The following is a 17762-nucleotide window of genomic DNA, read 5'->3' on the forward strand; positions in this document are numbered from 1 at the left end:
CCATGCGCCCTCAGTTTTCGATCTGGTGTCTAACTTTAGGGGCGCATTACAAATAAGTAGTGGGAACCAAAGTGTCAGATATGCAGAAAAATGTGATTCCCGGCAGGCGTAAGGGCTGCCCTAATTATTCTCCTGAGTTTAAACATCAGCTCGTTGCCGCCTCCTGCGAACCCGGGATATCCATCTCAAAACTGGCGCTTGAAAATGGCATTAACGCCAATCTGTTGTTCAAATGGCGTCAGCAGTGGCGTGAAGGTAAACTCCTGCTGCCTTCGACAGACCTTCCCCAGCTACTTCCTGTAACACTCGACGCCCCTGCTGGACCACTGGCGGAGCAGTCAGAACTGCCAGCAGAAGAGCCGGAGACCCCCAATATCACCTGTGAGGTGGCATTCCGGCACGGAACGCTCCGCCTCAACGGAACTGTCAGCGAAAAACTCCTGACTCTTCTGATACAGGAGCTCAAACGGTGATCCCGTTACCAACAGGCACCAAAATCTGGCTGGTTGTCGGTATCACCGACATGCGCAACGGCTTCAATGGTCTCGCCACAAAGGTGCAGACGATGCTGAAAGACGATCCGATGTCCGTCCATGTCTTCATCTTACGGGGCCGCAGCGGCAGTCAGGTCAAACTGCTGTGGTCTACCGGTGACGGGCTGTGCTTGCTGACAAAACGGCTGGAGCGCGGCCGCTTCGCCTGGCCGTCAGCACGCGATGGCAAAGTGTTCCTGACGCCGGCGCAGCTGGCGATGCTGATGGAAGGTATCGACTGGAGACAGCCAAAGCGGTTGCTGACATCCCTGACCATGTTGTAGGCCTCTTTATCCTGGTCGACGCTGAATGAGCCTGGTAATATACCCGGTATGAACAGCTCACTTCCTGACGATATCGATGAACTGAAACGTCTCCTTGCCGAACAGGAGGCGCTGAACCGTGCCCTTCTGGAAAAGCTGAATGAGCGTGAACGCGAAATAGATCACCTGCAGGCGCAACTGGATAAGCTGCGCCGGATGAACTTCGGCAGCCGCTCCGAAAAAGTCTCCCGCCGTATCGCGCAGATGGAAGCCGACCTTAAGCAGTTGCAGAAAGAAAGCGATACCCTTACCGGTCGGGTGGATGACCCGGCCGTGCAGCGCCCGCTGCGGCAGACCCGTACCCGCAAACCGTTCCCTGAATCACTTCCCCGCGACGAAAAACGGCTGCTGCCGGCAGCGTCATGCTGCCCGGAATGTGGTGGTGCGCTGAGCTACCTGGGTGAGGATGCCGCCGAACAACTGGAGCTGATGCGCAGCGCCTTCCGGGTTATCCGGACAGTACGTGAAAAGCATGCCTGTACTCAGTGCGATGCCATAGTGCAGGCCCCCGCGCCTCCGCGGCCCATCGGGCGGGGTATAGCAGGACCGGGGCTGCTGGCCCGAGTGCTGACCTCAAAGTATGCAGAGCACGTGCGACGTGAAGTCGCCTGAGTAATTGTTTCACAGGAGCAATCCTGAAGAGAAACCTGATGTTCCGTCATCAGTAGCCTACCGGCACATGCAGGACGGGTAACGGTTTTGTGTGAAGCTGCCGGGACAACGAAATCGGGTCTTTGGACCGTGCTGACACTGCGAAGTGAAAGCATTACCTGCCAGCATCAGACGGGTACGGAGCCAGGCTGAGTGGTATGACCAACATAAGTGAACTGCTGATAAACATCGTTACGAACAACAGGCCAAAGATGCTGAAAGGCCTGAACCAAAAGGTATGTGGATGGTTATTCTTGAGTGTTCTGGGAATACACGGACATGATATCCACCGGTGGATAAGCAGGGTCTACCCCACTTCGTTACTCAGGGGAAACACGGTAAACCCGTACCACTGCCCTGTCGGGCAGACGAACCGTAAGGAACGTTGTTGGTGATGCGGGCAGAGGATGGCGGAAAAAGCGAATGCTCTGCTGTAATGGTGGAGATAAGGGTTCAGAATTTGCCCTGTCCCGAAAGGGAGCAGACTTCCGCCGGGTCTTTAATCGTTTGAAATACATGTAAAACTTCCAGACAGGAGACCTGCAAGATGAGTACCAGCACAGGGGTATCTGCGATCTCCCATCCGGAGGGATGGCACGCCATTCAGTGGCGTCATCATCACCGACAGGTGCGGAAGTTACAGGTACGAATAGCGAAGGCAACGTCGGACAAGCAATGGCGCAGGGTCAGGTCCCTGCAACGTATGCTGGTCCACTCGTTTTCTGCAAAAGCGCTTGCAGTTAAACGAGTTACTGAAAATCCCGGGCGCAGAACGCCGGGAATCGACAGGCAAACGTGGAGCACACCGGAAAGTAAATGGAAGGCAATATTCCAGTTGAGTAGAACCGGATATAAACCGCTTCCTCTCAGAAGAATATATATTCCCAAATCTAACGGTAGATCCCGCCCACTTGGGATCCCCGCTATGCGGGACAGGGCTATGCAGGCATTGTGGCTGCTGGCTCTTGAACCGGTAGCTGAGAGCACATCTGACCGTAACAGTTATGGGTTCCGTCCGTTAAGAAGTACTGCGGATGCAACCGGTCAGATTTTTATCTGCCTGGGCAACAGGAACACGGCAGAGTGGGTACTGGACGGAGATATTAAAGGTTACTTCGATAATATCAGCCACGACTGGCTGCCCGAAAATATCCCAATGGACAGGCAGATACTCAGGAAATGGCTGAAGGCCGGATTTATGGACAAAGGGATCCTCTATGCCACAGGCAGTGGCACGCCACAAGGCAGCCCGATTTCACCGGTGCTGTCAAATATGTGTCTGGACGGTCTGGAACAGAAACTGACAGAGCAGTCCGGTCAGAAGAATACTGCCCCAGCCAGAAGACACAAAGTCAACTATGTGCGTTTTGCTGACGACTTCATCTGTACAGGCAGCTCCCGGGAGCTTCTTGAAGAAAAAGTTAAGCCACTTATTACTCAGTTTATGGCTGAACGTGGATTAACATTATCAGAAGAAAAAAACATCATCACCCACATAGATAATGGATTCGACTTTCTTGGACGAAATATCAGGAAATACAATGGCAAACTGTTAATCAAACCGTCAAAGAAAAACCTGAAAAATCATCTTGATAAAGTGAGAACCATCATAGAGAAGAATCAGATGGTTACAGCCGCGCAGTTGATCATCATGCTCAACCCGGTAATCAGAGGGTGGGCAAACTATCACCGCAACATTACTATATTGACAATCAAATATGGCGAAAAATCTGGCAGTGGTGTAAACGGCGCCACCATAATAAAGGATCAGGATGGGTCTATCGAAAATATTTTAGATATTCCAGAACTGGTACATATCGGTGGTTATTCTGCGGAAAAGATCGGAACGGCAAAATATGGGAACTCATGTTAAGCAGTTCGATCCCGATAAGCAGGCACGTCAAAATCAGATCGGAAGCTAATTTTTATAATCCTCGTTGGGAAACCTATTTTGAGCGACGTCAGGACAAGATTTGGGCGGAATCTCAGAAGGGTAAGAGAAAGGTAACAGCAATATGGCACAGGCAAAATCATATCTGCCCGGTATGTGGTCAGCGATTTACTAAAGAAACCGGATGGCATATTCACCACAAAGTGATGAAAATACTGGGTGGAGGAGACGAGCCTGACAATCTGATGCTGTTACATCCCAACTGCCATCGACAACTCCACAGTAACGAGGCCGGCTCTCCTGAAAGAGAGTTTATAAAGGCTTGAGCGGTGTACCGGGAAACTGGTACGCACCGTTCTCAGGGGAGGATGGTTCAGTAATGAACTGTCCTTACCCGACACCCCGCTGTATCGCCAGTCTGAAATATATAGCTCACTCCTGTCAGGCTGGGTGGATGCGTGCTGCCGGTTACTGTCACCGCTGGAAGAGGCACTTCGGAACTATGTGCTGACTGACGGCAAGCTCCACGCCGATGACACGCCCATCCCGGTGCTGTTGCCAGGTAATAAGAAAACGAAGACCGGGCGGTTGTGGACGTACGTTCGTGACGACCGTAACGCCGGGTCAGAGCTGGCGCCGGCGGTGTGGTTCGCTTACAGCCCGGACAGAAAAGGCATCCATCCGCAGACCCATCTTGCCGGCTTCAGCGGTGTGCTGCAGGCGGATGCGTACGCCGGGTTCAACGAGCTGTACCGCAATGGCCGGATAACGGAAGCCGCCTGCCGGGCTCACGCCCACCTGAAGATCCACGATGTGCACGTCCGCACCCCGTCAGCAGAAAGCGAAACCGCTGTTGAAATCCCTGGAAAGCTGGCTGCGTGAAAAGATGAAAACCCTGTCGCGACACTCGGAGCTGACAAAAGCGTTCGCGTACGCACTTAACCAGTGGCCGGCACTGACGTACTATGCGGAAGATGGTTGGGCCGAAGCAGACAACAATATCGCTGAAAATGCCCTGCGGACGGTCAGTCTGGGTCGTAAAAACTTCCTGTTCTTCGGTTCTGACCATGGTGGTGAGCGGGGAGCACTGCTGTACAGCCTGATCGGAACGTGCAAACTGAACAGCGTGGATCCAGAAGGCTACCTCCGCTATGTGCTTGACGTCATCGCCGACTGGCCGATCAACCGGGTCAGCGAACTGCTACCCTGGTGCATCACACCGCCAACTGAATAACACATCCCCGTCAATACGGCCCTCGATGTACGCTTACGATAAAACACTCCATCGCGCACCAAAAGATAGAAATCAGAAAAGGGAAGAATGAGCAGTTCAGTGCCTACTTCGCAGGCAGACAATTACAGGTGTAGAGGTTACGGAGCCCGTCAAAGCGTCAATGGAATATACCGACGTCCAGAAAAAACTCGATGTACTGGCCTCGGCTGACAAGCTTGGTAATGTCGCGGAAGCATCACGCCTAAGCGGCGTATCCCGCGATACAATTTACCGCCACAGGCGACTTCTTAAAGAAGGTGGAAGCAATGCACTTAAACGGAAAGAGACGCCTAATCTGAGGCATAAAAACTGCACAGCGCTCAGCATTGAGAATACGGTTGTACAATTCTCCATCGAACATCCTCATTCTGGTCAGCAAAAAATCGCCCTAAAGGTGAAGGCTGAGCACGGTATGGACATCAGTCCCGGAGGCGTTCGCAATATCTGGCTTCGCCAAAACATGAACACGACGGCTTTATGTGTTGCCAGAGCAAAATTAATAAACCAAATGGCCTGATAGGCGTTTGATTGATAGATCTATGAGGAGTTGGTATTCTGGTTGCGTCAAAATCGCTTGGTAATTATACCGTCAGTATCCCTTGGTAATCACAGATTTTCAGAAGCTGGCGTAAAAAAAGTAAACTTTTTATCAGGTTTCGCTGAGTACAAAGGTGATCACTTTACGCAACATGTCCCTGTCAAGGGACTCTCCGAATGACGGATTTCGTACCGACCGTACAGCCATCCCTTCGAGTAAGGAGGTAATGATTTCGCATTTTGAGATAACTTCTTCAGACACACCCCCCAGAATGTCATAGAAATCCTGAAAAACGTCTTTATCATATCCCTGAATTAAGCACGCTATAGATGCATTACGGGATACCTCGGCTGATATTTCCATTTTGAGCGCCGCGGTTCCTCTGTCTAAAAAACGTTGCTCATCCCCCAGCGTAGCATCGACAAGTGCTTCAATAGCGTTTTTAGTTTTCATCGAGGATTTCACATTGGAGATATACGTTTCAATCTGACTTCTGTCTCTGGCCACTATTGCCTCAACAATCCGCTCCTTACTTCCAAAGTAATGATAAATATGACCAGAGCTCATTCCTGCTGCGGTAGATATTTGTGACATGCTGGTTTTATGGAACCCCTGAAGTTTAAAACATTCAACTGCAGCCTCAAGGACCTGCTCTTTGCGTCTTGTTGCTATATCAGAATCGCCGTTATTTTTTTTTATAGACATACCTGAACCCTAATGCATTGAGGATAATTTAATAAAGGGGAGTACGATCAGCTTTGTCAATAAAATTAGACATTTAACCACATAAGTAGTTGAAAAAAATATATTCATATCTCTTGATCCGACATGCAGATTAACATCAATTCCTGTCTGTATGGAGTAATATTTACAAATTTGTCAATAGCTTCGCATTTACTAAAAGTAGAATCAATACTTTACATTATTAGGTTGGTCGTTCAACCTACTTACGCTATGCAGCATAGTATATACGGTTAATCCTACACTAGGAAAAGGCTGGTCAACCAGCCAAGATCACAATCCGAGATAAAAAATGCATTCTTATCAAGAAGTCACAACTAGAAAAAAACTTGTCAATCTCTTTAACCTGACGTTGATGATTGGCGCTACAAACCTCCTGAGCGCTTGTGATGAAACACCTGCTTCCACGCCTGCTGCAGAACCTCCAATGGTGGGTGTGTATAAAGTTGAGCCCAGTAATGTCCGCATGTTTACGGAATTGCCAGGACGCACCAGTGCCTATTTGATCGCGGAGGTAAGACCGCAGGTAGGTGGCATTTTATTGAAGAGGAATTTCACTGAGGGGTCGGATGTAAAAGAAGGACAAACTTTATATCATATTGATTCAGCTACCTACAAGGCAACACTCGCCAGTGCTGATGCGAATCTGGAGTCTTCCAGATCATTATACACCAGATACAGCAAACTTGCCGCATTAAATGTCGTAAGCCAGCAAAATCTTGATGATGCTAAATCGCAGTATCTGCAGGCAAAGGCAAACGTGGACAATGCAAAAATTAATCTGAATTACACTGAAATTAAATCTCCGATTTCGGGAAGGATCGGACGTTCCAATGTAACCCAAGGAGCTCTGGTCACGGCCGGGCAAACAAATGAATTAGCGACAGTGCAGCAGTTGGATCCGATTTATGTTGATATTTCACAACCTGCATCTGCCCTTGTTCAGTTACGTGAGGATCTGGAAAGTGGTCACCTTAAAAGCGATGATGAAGGACGGGCAAAAGTCAGCCTGAAATTTGATAACGGCACAAAATACAAACAGTCCGGCACGCTTCAGTTCTCAGAAATCAGCGTCAATGAAAGCACCGGATCAGTAACCCTGCGGGCAGTATTTCCTAATCCTGACGGCATTTTATTGCCCGGCATGTTTGTGCGGGCGCAACTGCAACAGGGGATCAGGGAGAACGCTATTCTTGTTCCACAGAGAGGAGTGACGCGTGACACACAAGGTAAAGCGATCGCATTAGTCGTGGATGCTGACAACGTTGTGCAACAGAAAGACCTCTCCACGAATCAAAGCATTGATGGGAACTGGCTAATCAGTGCCGGCCTCAAGCCCGGTGAGCAGGTCATTGTCGATGGTTTACAGAATGTAACCCCTGGAATGATTGTTAAGCCTGTTCAGGCTGCAAAAAATTCGTCCGAAGGCAGTTCATCTAAAAATACAGAACACAAAGATAATGCGGATATTTAAGGGAGCAGCATGTCCAAATTTTTTATAGATCGGCCTATATTTGCATGGGTAATTGCTTTGATTGTGATGATTGCAGGTGCCCTTGCAATTTTAAAGCTGCCCGTTAACCAATATCCCGATGTTGCACCACCGGCAATCGGTATAACGGCGTCCTATCCAGGTGCATCTGCACAGACTGTTCAGGATACGGTGACGCAGGTTGTTGAACAGCAACTGAATGGCCTTGATGGGTTACGATACATTCGCTCTGAGAGCAATTCAGATGGCAGCGTAAATATTGTTGTGACCTTTGAACAGGGTGTTGACCCGAATACAGCGCAGGTTCAAGTTCAGAATAAACTGCAGCTTGCCACGCCGATGCTCCCTCAGACTGTTCAGCAATTGGGCATCCGTGTCTACAAGTATCAGATCAACTTTATGTTGGTAGCCACTCTGATTTCTGAAGATGGTAAACTGGATAACAATGCACTTGGCGATTTGATTGTATCGCAACTTCAGGATCCCCTTAGCCGTACTTCAGGCGTAGGCGACTTCTATGTCCTGGGTGCTCAGAATGCAATGCGGGTCTGGCTGGATCCTATCAAGTTAAACAATTATAAGTTGATGCCCAGTGATGTCATGGCTGCTATAGAGGCTCAAAACGTCCAGGTATCCTCAGGACAGTTAGGGGGCCGTCCGTCGGCTAATACTTCAAGATTGAACGCAACTGTCATTGGTAAAACGTTATTTACTAAAGCTTCGCAGTTTGAAGGAATACTGCTCAAAGTTAATTCGGATGGCTCACGTGTTTTATTAAAAGACGTCGGAAACGTCATGCTGGGATCGGATAACTATGATTTTAATGCCAGGCTGAATGGGCATCCCAGTGCGGGTATTGCACTGCGTTTAGCCACTGGTGCTAACACTATTGACGCAGTCAGCGCCGTGCGTTCGACCCTGGAGCAATTATCTAAAACGCTGCCTCCGGGTGTTAAGGTAGTCTATCCATACGATACCGCTCCTGTTGTAAAAGAGTCTATTAAAGGCGTAGTCCATACATTGGTTGAAGCTATCGTATTGGTTTTCTTGATCATGTTCCTCTTCCTTCAGAACTGGCGTGCCACGTTAATTCCGACGTTAGCTGTGCCCGTCGTTTTACTCGGTACTTTTGGCATCATGTCCGCATTCGGATTCACTATCAACATTCTGACGATGTTTGGTCTGGTGCTGGCGATAGGACTGCTGGTTGATGATGCAATCGTGGTCGTGGAAAACGTCGAGCGAATTTTATCTGAAGAAGATATCTCACCGGTTGAAGCAACCAGAAAATCTATGGATCAGATTTCAGGTGCGTTAGTCGGTATCGGTCTGGTTTTATCAGCAGTATTTATACCTATGGCGTTTTTCGGTGGATCCACGGGTGTGATTTATCGTCAGTTTTCTTTAACTATTGTTTCTGCGATGGCGTTATCCGTACTGACTGCTCTGATATTCACGCCTGCACTCTGTGCAACGCTGCTGAAGCCTGTTGATAAAGACTATCACATTAAAAAGGGCTTTTTTGGCTGGTTTAACCGCGTATTCGAAAAAAATGCGCGCAGGTACGAAAATGGAGTTTCTCGTGTTATTGCAGGCAAGCGTCAGTATTTATTACTGTTTGTGTTGATAGTTATTGGCTTAGGAATACTGTTCCCCAGATTGCCGACATCTTTTTTACCTGACGAGGATCAGGGAACGATGGTCGTTCAGGCTGAGTTACCTCCGAATGCAACGATGGATCAGACCGATGCAGTACTGGATAAGGTACAGAAATATTTTGCCAATCAGGAAAAAAACAATGTTCAGGCGGTGTTCGCAGTCAGTGGGTTCAGCTTTGCCGGACGTGGGCAAAACTCTGCGCTTGCCTTTGTGCAGCTCAAGCCATGGAATGAGCGTGAGGATACCGTTTTTGATCTTCAGCACCGGGCTATGAACTACTTCGATACAATAAAAGAAGCCAGAGTAATGGTGTTTGCACCGCCGGCCATTATGGAACTTGGCAACGCCACTGGATTTGATGTTTTCCTTCAGGACTTCAGCGGACACAGCCATGCTGAACTGATAAAGGCGAAAGAAAAAATCCTTACTGAAGCAGCTAAAAATCCGGCTCTCAGTCTGGTGCGTGCAAATGGTAAAACAGATGAACCGCAATACAAAATCGAAATCGATGATGAAAAAGCAAGCACTCTCGGTGTAAACTTGGATGACATTAACACCACCATGTCGACTGCGTGGGGTTCGTCTTTTGTAAATAACTTTTTGGACCGTGGACGTATCAAGCGTGTTTACATTCAGGGGCAGCCTCAGTCCAGGATCACTGAGAAGGATTTCAACCAGTGGTACGTGAGAAATTCATCCGGTGAAATGGTTTCATTTGCTTCCTTCGCTTCAGGAAAGTGGGAAATAGGTTCACCTAAACTGGAACGTTACAACGGCGTTCCTGCTGTTGAAATTCTCGGCCAGCCGTCACCAGGCTACAGCTCAGGCGATGCCATGGCTGCTATGGAATTCATTGCGAAAGATTTGCCTTCCGGGATGAAATTATCCTGGACTGGTCTTTCCTACGAGGAAAGATCCTCTGGTTCACAGGCTCCGGCTCTGTATGCGCTGTCAATCATAGCTGTCTTCCTGTGCCTTGCAGCGCTCTATGAAAGCTGGTCCGTACCCTTCTCTGTAATACTGGTTATTCCACTGGGCGTAATTGGTACCGTGCTTGCCACGATGATACGCGATCTGGAAAACGATGTTTTCTTCCAGATTGGTTTATTAACGACGGTGGGGCTTTCTGCCAAGAACGCAATTTTAATCGTCGAATTTGCCAAGGAACTATATGAAAAAGAGGGAAGAACTTTATCTCAGGCAGCCATTGAGGCAGCACGTCTTCGGTTGAGACCGATTATCATGACGTCTTTAGCATTTACAATGGGAGTCATTCCTCTGTTAATTTCCAGCGGTGCAAGCTCAGGAAGTAAACATGCAATAGGCACAGGAGTAGTGGGAGGTATGGTGACGGCTACGTTCCTGGCTATATTCTTCATACCTCTTTTCTACGTTTTAGTGAACAGTCTTAAAAAACGTAAAAATAATACTGATACATAAAATATGTTTTGGATTTGCTGGCAGAAAGATATCTTGCTGCTAGCAAAATAGTTCTCTGCTAATCTTAACAAGAATTTAGAGCGAGGGTGTTTATGCTGCCAGCTTATTCGAATATCACTGTTTTTTTTAATGCCTCTCCTGAGGGATTACGTGTGCTTGCCAAATCAGGTGTATTTGCAAGTATACAGAAATCTCATTTAATAGGCGTGACGTCAATGCGTTATGACACTGGATTCCCGGAAGAATCGTTTTCAAAAGGAGATGTCATCATTGAGGTGATAAAAAAACATCGGCGGGCTACCGCTGGTAAATTACTGGAATTACATCAAGGTATACAGGATATTTCCGTTAAACTCGGGGTGCAGACTGAACTTCGCGTTATCCCGTCTACTGAGGATAATAAAAATGCAATTCAGCACGCATTATACAGTGACCTGGTTATTTTTAATTATCCATGTATGAGTGGATTACCGGAAGGAATGACGATTAGTTCGTTCCTTTCTTATTCAGGTCTACCGATAATTGTCGTTCCTGACAGCTGGCAGGGAGAGGAAAAGGAGATGGGGAGAAAAGTGACCATTGCATGGAACGGCAGCCGACAGGCGTGGCGAGCCGTATCTGACTCTCTTGCAATTTTAGTTAATGCTGAAGAAGTTCAGTTACTGATTGTGGATGCTCATCAAAGCCAGGGAATTCATGGTGAGGATCCCGGCACTGACATGGCTGCTTATCTTGCACGTCATGGCGTCAGGATAGACCTGGTCAACGTCGAATCAGACAGAAAAGAGATTGCAGAAGTCATTTTAGAACATACGGTCACTCATGGTTCAGATCTGTTGGTGATAGGTGCGTGGAGCCGGCCTCGCCTGTCAGAACTGATTCTTGGCGGTACCACTAACAGCCTTTTTAAAAAGGCCAGGCTGCCCCTGTTCATATCCCGCTGACTGAGGGTCAACTTGGTCAGAAAAGACAAGAAAGAAGCTACAATATAATTAAGGCAGCAGAGGAATGATATTGAGAACACGGTTTTAATCTGGGTTCTTATGATATGGTAGCTAAAAAAAGAAAAATATACCCGTGGAGCTATTTACTGGTATTTTAAAGATAAAAATGAGCTGCTTTCCCATGTGATTCAGAGTTTTAGGTGGCTTTTAATTACCGAGTTTAAAGAGCTGTCATGTTCTGAATGCTCTTCAATATTGAAAAACGGGGTAGTGCTTCCAATTAATAGAACATGTATTTTCAATGAATGCTCCGATGATTTTTTCATGAAGCTCTACGGAGCGTGAGAGGCAGATGGTTCTTCGGGCCAGGCGTTTGATTCGGGTTCCCAGCATCAGGTTGTTGCGCCCAGTGCGCTGAGTAAAAATCCTGCCGGTCAGATGCTTATCCTTCAGCACCTCTCTGGCATAACTCCCCCAGTCGTCGCTGGTTATCATGCCAGTGTTAAAAAGTGTGAGCAGTGCCAGTAATTCGCGACAGGTTTCATCGGTTCGTGGGCCAGAAGTGTAGGCCAGTACACCACCGGTTTTTGTGTTGTATGCGTACCAGACCAGTGCTGCCGGGCTTTACTGCCGACAAATCTCCATTGCCCGTCAGGTTCACAGATAAGCGTGACATCAGCATGGGCTGCCGGGGATGACGTTATTCGTCGTGGCGGGAGTTTTTTAAAGTGCGAATGACGGTGTTAATGCCGGCTTTCAGTGTCCTGCGGTATCACGAACTCCGGCCCCGTTGAAGGCCATTTCGGTGATCTGCTCTTTAACTCCCGGTTTACGGGCCCCGTAAGAGTAAGTGAGCTGAAACACGCGGTGGCAGTCACGGCAGCGAAACCGGTGATGTTCTTCAGGGTTCCGGCCATAACGGTAAACCCGGGCGGACTGACAACGGGGACAATGAACGGTAACGCTGGCCATGAGTGAACCCTGAAACCGGGCATTATACATCATATTCAACCAATTAGAGGCATTACCTGATTTCTTTCATTCAGAAAGGATGGTGAAGTTATTTATTCGTGCTCAAAGATATTAATAAGTCGGTCCTGAGGAGCCTGAACATAGAGCCGACAACCCCATAGTCCGTTGACATGATCATATTCCACAAACAGATTGCCTTCCTGAATGCGAGGAAGCACTTCGTTGAGATTATCGATCTTAATGGAAAGATCAGGAAAAGCGATCCTGGTCACTATCACTGGCAAAACTGACTTGCGTTCTCATTTATTTATCACCGGTATAGGTGCTAATCCAGCCATGATCCATAACGAGATCAAATTCAAGGATTTTATGATAAAAATCATCTATTCTGTTCGGATTTATTATCATAAAAATAGCAACAATTCGTTTAACGTTCATGTAACGGTTTTTTAAAAAATAGTCGAGGTGAATACGATGAGACGTCACAAACTTATACTGCAAATATAATGCAGGATTAAACATTCGTCAAAAACCGTTTGTAGTATATTATCTGTTCTTTTTTTTCATAAAGTAGTAGAAACATCTAACAACGGCTCGGAAATGTTCAACTTATTCGTGGCGATTCACAATAATGCATTACTTCGGGGAATTATGAAAATTGTTGCCGTGACTGCCTGCCCAACTGGTATTGCTCATACGTATATGGCAGCGGATGCACTACAAAAATCTGCTAATACGCTGAATATCAAAATTAAGATAGAAACTCAGGGGGCTATGGGGGTGGAGAATATGTTGACCGCAAAAGACATTGTTGCTGCAGATCTGGTACTGATTGTTTCAGATATTGATATTGCACAAAATGAGCGTTTCGCGGGTTGCAACGTTTTGCATATCCCGCTGGAATCTGTACTGCTGGATGCAAAAACAGCACTCTACAAGGCTATTCGACATGCTTAAACGTGAACTCACATTTTATTGCCAGCGTAATTTCACCCTATTGCATATCCGCCAGTTAAAAAAATTGGAAGCGATGTTTCGATCACGAATTTGGTTTATTAATATTACGCTTGGGATGCAGTCTGAGGTTGATAAAGTATTCACCTTGTTGCAAGTATCGGGACGTTTAGGGGATTTATGTCAGTTGGCGATTGAAGGTAACGATGCTGAGTTAGCTCATATGGTATTAATGTCCTGGGTTGTCGAACACAGCGAGTGCCTGACGAAAAAAAGGGAACACGTCGATATAGCGCGTCAGCGACTAAAGGCGTATTTTCCCGAATTGGTTTTTTCTCCCGGGAGCATTTTGCAACGAGTTAAACCAATGACGAAAAGCACGTGCTTGCAACATATCAGCGCCTATACTGAGGCGTATTTATCAGCATCTCCCGAGATATTGACCCAGGCACTGGAGGAGCGAGAGTCGGTTTCTGCGACCATTTTGCGAGCAGGTATTGCGGTACCACACACGGTAAACGACTGTGTCCGCCGACCCTGTTTGACGGTATTATGTTGTCATGAACCAGTGAATTGGGGATCATCGCTGGGGGCTGTCACACGGATAATTTTACTGGCTGCACCACCCAGGCAGCGACAACAATTACGCCCTTTCTCCTTGCTGGTTCAGTCCCTGTTGAATGACGTTATCTACGAAGCGCTGATGCGAACCGCTCATAATCCATCACTCTATGCTATTCTGGTGGAGTGTGTTGTACGTCGGGCTGACTCAGCTCGCGATACTGTGAGGGAGTAAGACCAGTTTTTTGTTTAAACACCCGACAGAAATAATTAACGTCATGATAACCGCATCGGGTAGATATTTCTCCTAAGTGAAATCGATATTTATTGAGCATAAATTTTGCCCGTTCCAGACGTACCCAACTAATATAATCTGTTAGTCTCATATGGCCTTGCTGACGAAAAATACGAGATAAATGGCTTGCGGAAATATTAAATCGTTCAGCAATGCTTTCACGGGTGATAGTTTTTTGGAAGTTTTCCTGTATGTATATGCAAATACTATGGTAAACATCTGTACCACGGGGGCTAATATTATCTGATTCAGTTAACAACTGTCGGGAATAGCTCAATAAAGCCAACAGTAAATATCTATCCATTGGGTAACTGATACTTTCTTGGGATAGCATATTTAGTGATGACACAATCGAATCCAGTGCTCGACCTGTGCAAGCCTGAACACTGTGTTTTTGAACGTCAAAAAAACCAGATTGCCCCTGTTGCTTGTTGACAAGGCTAAAACCGATCTGTCGCTTGCCAAATAATAAACTCAATACGGAGCAACTACGATCCCATTGTGGCTTATTCCAGGCATTGGGTGGAATATAAAGCATATCACCGGCCTGTATATTCACCTCATTATTACTATTATGAGGGCGGTAAATTTGATTGGTATATCTCCCGCTAAAAACTAACTCAAGGCGAGGAAAATTTACCTGGTAGCTGAACTTAGGAGGTGTTCCTCTATCAGAGGCGAACCAAATTTTCCCTCGAAAAAAATGCTCATCCAGGGCGTTGTCAATCAGCTGCGCAAAGATTTGGCTCATATTCTCTCCGTGTTTTTATGACGTTAACAGCGTACTTGCACAGGTACAGAACATGTCACCCTGATCCAGTTGATATGGATAACACATTATATGGGTTTTATTATTACCTTTTTTATGAAGATGGCTATCTGAATTTTAAGTGAAAAATACCACAGCTTTTCGGAGAATAGCACAGTTAGAAATGAGATTAAGATCACATCCTTGTTGTGATGCAATAAAAGTCCAGCTAGCGCATCAAAGTTCATCTATACCGGTCAGGGCGAGCAGGAAATACTGTGTGACAGTAAAACACCATTAACTTCTGTACCGACCAGAGAATAATAATGATCACATCACTGACAACCCCCCAGCTTATTTGTCTGTCACTGACAGCTGAAACTAAAGAAGCATTATTCGACGAGATGGCGAGTATGCTCGCTGCCGATGGTGCCATTAACAACAAGCAACAATTTTTGAAGGATGTATGGAGCAGGGAAAACCTGGATTGTACCGGGTTTGAGCAAGGCGTAGCGTTGCCCCATGCGAAAAGTTCTGCCGTCGTGCGTCCGGCATTGGTGGTTGGCGTTAGCCCCAAGGGAATAGAGTATGGCGCAGAGGATAGCCTGCCCACGCAATTGATTTTTATGATTGCTTCGCCTGAAGGAGGAGCCAACCAGCATATTGAGGTGCTTGCCGAACTCTCAACACGTTTACTGGAGCCGGGATTTATTGACCAGATGAAAAATGTATCCAGCAAAGAGGAGGCGATGTTATTGCTGGAGAAAGGAACTGAATTACCTAAGCCGAAATCAGCCCCGCAGCCAAAGCCTGCGGTAGCCTCCGCTCCGGAGCCTGGTGGGTATTTATCTGCCCTGAAACAACATTTGTTGTTCGGCACTTCCCACATGATCCCCTTCATTGTTGCAGGCGGTGTTTTACTCTCCCTGTCCGTGATGCTTAGTGGAAAAGGTGCGGTCCCGGATAGTGGTTTCTTAAAAGATATGGCAGCGATGGGGATTGCCGGGCTGACGTTATTTACCACTGTTTTGGGAGGATATATTGCTTATTCCTTGGCGGATAAACCGGGCCTCGCGCCGGGTATGATTGGTTCCTGGGTCGCGGTTCAGCAATACCATACTGGTTTCCTTGGAGCGATATTAGTGGGCTTTATTGCTGGTTTTACCGTCCGACAGCTTAAACGGATCCAATTACCTGAAGCCATGAGGTCTTTGGGCTCCATCTTTATCTATCCTTTAATGGGAACCTTCATTGTGTGCGGCATTGTCATGTGGGGTATTGGTTCGCCAATTTCCGCTTTGATGAATGGATTGAATGGATGGCTCTCTGGCATGGCAGGGTCGGGTAAGATCCTTTTGGGTACCATTCTGGGGGGAATGACTGCTTTCGATATGGGAGGCCCAATCAACAAAGTGGCGACCCTTTTTGCTCAAACTCAGGTTAGCACCCAACCATGGTTAATGGGGGGCGTAGGGATCGCTATCTGTGTGCCGCCTTTAGGTATGGCGTTGGCCACTTTCATGTCGCCAAAAAAATACAAACGGGAAGAGCGTGAGGCGGGTAAAGCTGCCGTGATCATGGGAATGATCGGTATTAGCGAAGGAGCTATCCCCTTTGCTGCTGCCGACCCGGTACGCGTGATCCCGGCTATTGTTGTCGGTGGGATTGTCGGCAACGTGACGGGATTCATGATGCACAGTATCAACCATGCGCCATGGGGCGGCTGGATTGTGCTGCCTGTAGTTGAAGGTAAATTGGGTTACATTTTTGGGACATTGCTAGGAGCGTTGACAACGGCTATTATTGTTAACTTGCTGAAGAAGCCTGTTGTCGAAATTGATAACACAGAACCAGAAGTGATCTATTCCGATAGCACCGCTGCGGAAGGTGAGGCTGAGGTCCTGGCTATTACAGCCTGTCCATCCGGCGTAGCGCACACTTTCCTTGCGGCTAAAAGCCTTCAGAAAGCGGCAGCCAAAAAGGGGATTAAAATCAAAGTTGAAACCCAGGGCGCCAACGGTGTTGTCAATCGCATCACGGCAAAAGATATCGCCAACGCCCGCTATGTCATTCTTGCCCATGATGTGGCCGTTAAAGACATCGAGCGTTTTAAACACATCGAGGTAGTCGATGTCCGTACCAAAGATGCTATTCACGACCCGGAAAGTTTGCTGACGCATTAACCCTTGAGTAACGGGCAAGGATGCCCGTTTGACTGCATCCTTGCTAGAAAGGCCGCGTAGTTTTGGGAACCAAAAAATTAGAAGCGGTCGTTTTAAGTTCGTTCCAACGTTTCACTAAGCCGGCACTTATCGCACAGAATAGAAGAAAGGCTTACAAGTTTGCCTTCCATTATGTAGCTTGTGCTTCATGGAAAAAAATGAAACATGTCTGAAGTCGCCGTTGCGGATTTACTTTTCTTAATCGGTCAACTTACCCGTCGGCTGTGAGCTGTCTCAAATACGCGTGAATTGACATGGTCCCAGGTCGCTATTATGGGAAGACCATGACAACGACCGAGCTCTCTCGTGCCGAAGCGGTGAAGCCTCAATCGATGGGCGGAACCCTTGCATTCATGGAAAGGGAAGGGTTGGTCTATCGTAGCTCTCACTCAACAGATGGTCGACAAATCTTAGATCACGGGTATATAAATGAATATTTGGTAATACCCTAATTGGTTGAATATGATGTATAACGCCCGGTTTCAGGGTTCACTCATGGCCAGCGTTACCGTTCATTGTCCCCGT

The 17762-nt window shown here is 47.2% G+C and carries 12 protein-coding genes and 4 pseudogenes; 13 read left to right on the forward strand and 3 right to left on the reverse strand.

Annotation, left to right across the window (positions count from 1 at the left end):
* Nucleotides 1-80: 80 nt before the first annotated feature.
* The 6 genes and pseudogenes from IAE50_RS24410 (at nucleotide 81) to IAE50_RS24435 (ending at nucleotide 5188) form a co-directional block, all read left to right on the forward strand.
* On the forward strand, nucleotides 81-473 hold the full coding sequence (locus IAE50_RS24410; protein WP_200581553.1) for a transposase: 393 nt from the start codon (nucleotides 81-83) through the stop codon (nucleotides 471-473).
* Nucleotides 470-817, forward strand: coding sequence for an IS66 family insertion sequence element accessory protein TnpB (tnpB, locus tag IAE50_RS24415; RefSeq protein WP_200581554.1), 348 nt, complete (start codon nucleotides 470-472; stop codon nucleotides 815-817). Before IAE50_RS24410 ends, tnpB begins: the two co-directional genes overlap by 4 nt.
* 48 nt (nucleotides 818-865) lie before the next feature.
* Nucleotides 866-1447 (forward strand): annotated as a pseudogene (locus IAE50_RS24420) (IS66 family transposase zinc-finger binding domain-containing protein); the annotation flags it as partial.
* Between the two features lie 607 nt (nucleotides 1448-2054).
* Nucleotides 2055-3724, forward strand: a pseudogene (gene ltrA, locus IAE50_RS24425) (group II intron reverse transcriptase/maturase).
* A 73-nt stretch (nucleotides 3725-3797) separates the two neighbouring features.
* A pseudogene (locus IAE50_RS24430) lies at nucleotides 3798-4632 on the forward strand (transposase); the annotation flags it as partial.
* 160 nt (nucleotides 4633-4792) lie between these two features.
* The gene (locus IAE50_RS24435) at nucleotides 4793-5188 is read left to right on the forward strand and encodes a helix-turn-helix domain-containing protein (RefSeq protein ID WP_200581555.1); all 396 of its coding nucleotides are present in this window, start codon (nucleotides 4793-4795) and stop codon (nucleotides 5186-5188) included.
* A gap of 132 nt (nucleotides 5189-5320) precedes the next feature.
* Here the strand turns inward: IAE50_RS24435 and IAE50_RS24440 are convergent, their stop codons facing one another.
* Nucleotides 5321-5914 carry a TetR/AcrR family transcriptional regulator gene (locus IAE50_RS24440; protein ID WP_200581556.1) on the reverse strand — a complete coding sequence of 198 codons (594 nt, stop codon included), beginning with the start codon at nucleotides 5912-5914 and terminating at the stop codon, nucleotides 5321-5323.
* A 328-nt stretch (nucleotides 5915-6242) separates the two neighbouring features.
* On the opposite strand from IAE50_RS24440, the gene IAE50_RS24445 reads away from it, so the two are divergent.
* From IAE50_RS24445 to IAE50_RS24455, 3 genes are all read left to right on the forward strand, one after another.
* A complete protein-coding gene (locus IAE50_RS24445) occupies nucleotides 6243-7424 on the forward strand; it encodes an efflux RND transporter periplasmic adaptor subunit (protein WP_200581557.1) in 1182 nt (393 codons plus the stop codon).
* 9 nt (nucleotides 7425-7433) lie between these two features.
* Complete coding sequence (locus IAE50_RS24450) at nucleotides 7434-10541, forward strand: efflux RND transporter permease subunit (protein WP_200581558.1); 3108 nt, start codon at nucleotides 7434-7436, stop codon at nucleotides 10539-10541.
* Between the two features lie 92 nt (nucleotides 10542-10633).
* Nucleotides 10634-11485 carry a universal stress protein gene (locus IAE50_RS24455; RefSeq protein ID WP_200581559.1) on the forward strand — a complete coding sequence of 284 codons (852 nt, stop codon included), beginning with the start codon at nucleotides 10634-10636 and terminating at the stop codon, nucleotides 11483-11485.
* A 280-nt stretch (nucleotides 11486-11765) separates the two neighbouring features.
* On the opposite strand, the pseudogene IAE50_RS24465 reads toward IAE50_RS24455, so the two are convergent.
* A pseudogene (locus IAE50_RS24465) lies at nucleotides 11766-12457 on the reverse strand (IS1 family transposase).
* 651 nt (nucleotides 12458-13108) lie between these two features.
* Between IAE50_RS24465 and IAE50_RS24470 the strand changes: the two are divergent.
* The gene (locus IAE50_RS24470) at nucleotides 13109-13414 is read left to right on the forward strand and encodes a PTS fructose transporter subunit IIB (RefSeq protein WP_200581560.1); all 306 of its coding nucleotides are present in this window, start codon (nucleotides 13109-13111) and stop codon (nucleotides 13412-13414) included.
* Nucleotides 13407-14207: a PTS sugar transporter subunit IIA gene (locus tag IAE50_RS24475; RefSeq protein WP_200581561.1), complete on the forward strand. Its 801-nt coding sequence runs from the start codon at nucleotides 13407-13409 to the stop codon at nucleotides 14205-14207. The genes IAE50_RS24470 and IAE50_RS24475 overlap by 8 nt, the downstream gene beginning before the upstream one ends.
* On the opposite strand, the gene IAE50_RS24480 is transcribed toward IAE50_RS24475, so the two are convergent.
* A complete protein-coding gene (locus tag IAE50_RS24480; protein ID WP_200581562.1) occupies nucleotides 14146-15018 on the reverse strand; it encodes a helix-turn-helix transcriptional regulator in 873 nt (290 codons plus the stop codon). The genes IAE50_RS24475 and IAE50_RS24480 overlap by 62 nt on opposite strands.
* A 323-nt stretch (nucleotides 15019-15341) precedes the next feature.
* Between IAE50_RS24480 and IAE50_RS24485 the strand changes: the two genes are divergently transcribed.
* Together IAE50_RS24485 and IAE50_RS26845 are read left to right on the forward strand one after the other, a co-directional pair.
* On the forward strand, nucleotides 15342-17198 hold the full coding sequence (locus IAE50_RS24485; RefSeq protein WP_200581563.1) for a PTS fructose transporter subunit EIIC: 1857 nt from the start codon (nucleotides 15342-15344) through the stop codon (nucleotides 17196-17198).
* A gap of 323 nt (nucleotides 17199-17521) precedes the next feature.
* The gene (locus IAE50_RS26845) at nucleotides 17522-17689 is read left to right on the forward strand and encodes a MarR family transcriptional regulator (protein ID WP_200581564.1); all 168 of its coding nucleotides are present in this window, start codon (nucleotides 17522-17524) and stop codon (nucleotides 17687-17689) included.
* Nucleotides 17690-17762: the final 73 nt, after the last annotated feature.

Origin of the sequence: Kosakonia sp. S42, assembly GCF_016624785.1 — a bacterium.
Taxonomy (GTDB): Bacteria; Pseudomonadota; Gammaproteobacteria; order Enterobacterales; family Enterobacteriaceae; genus Kosakonia; species Kosakonia cowanii.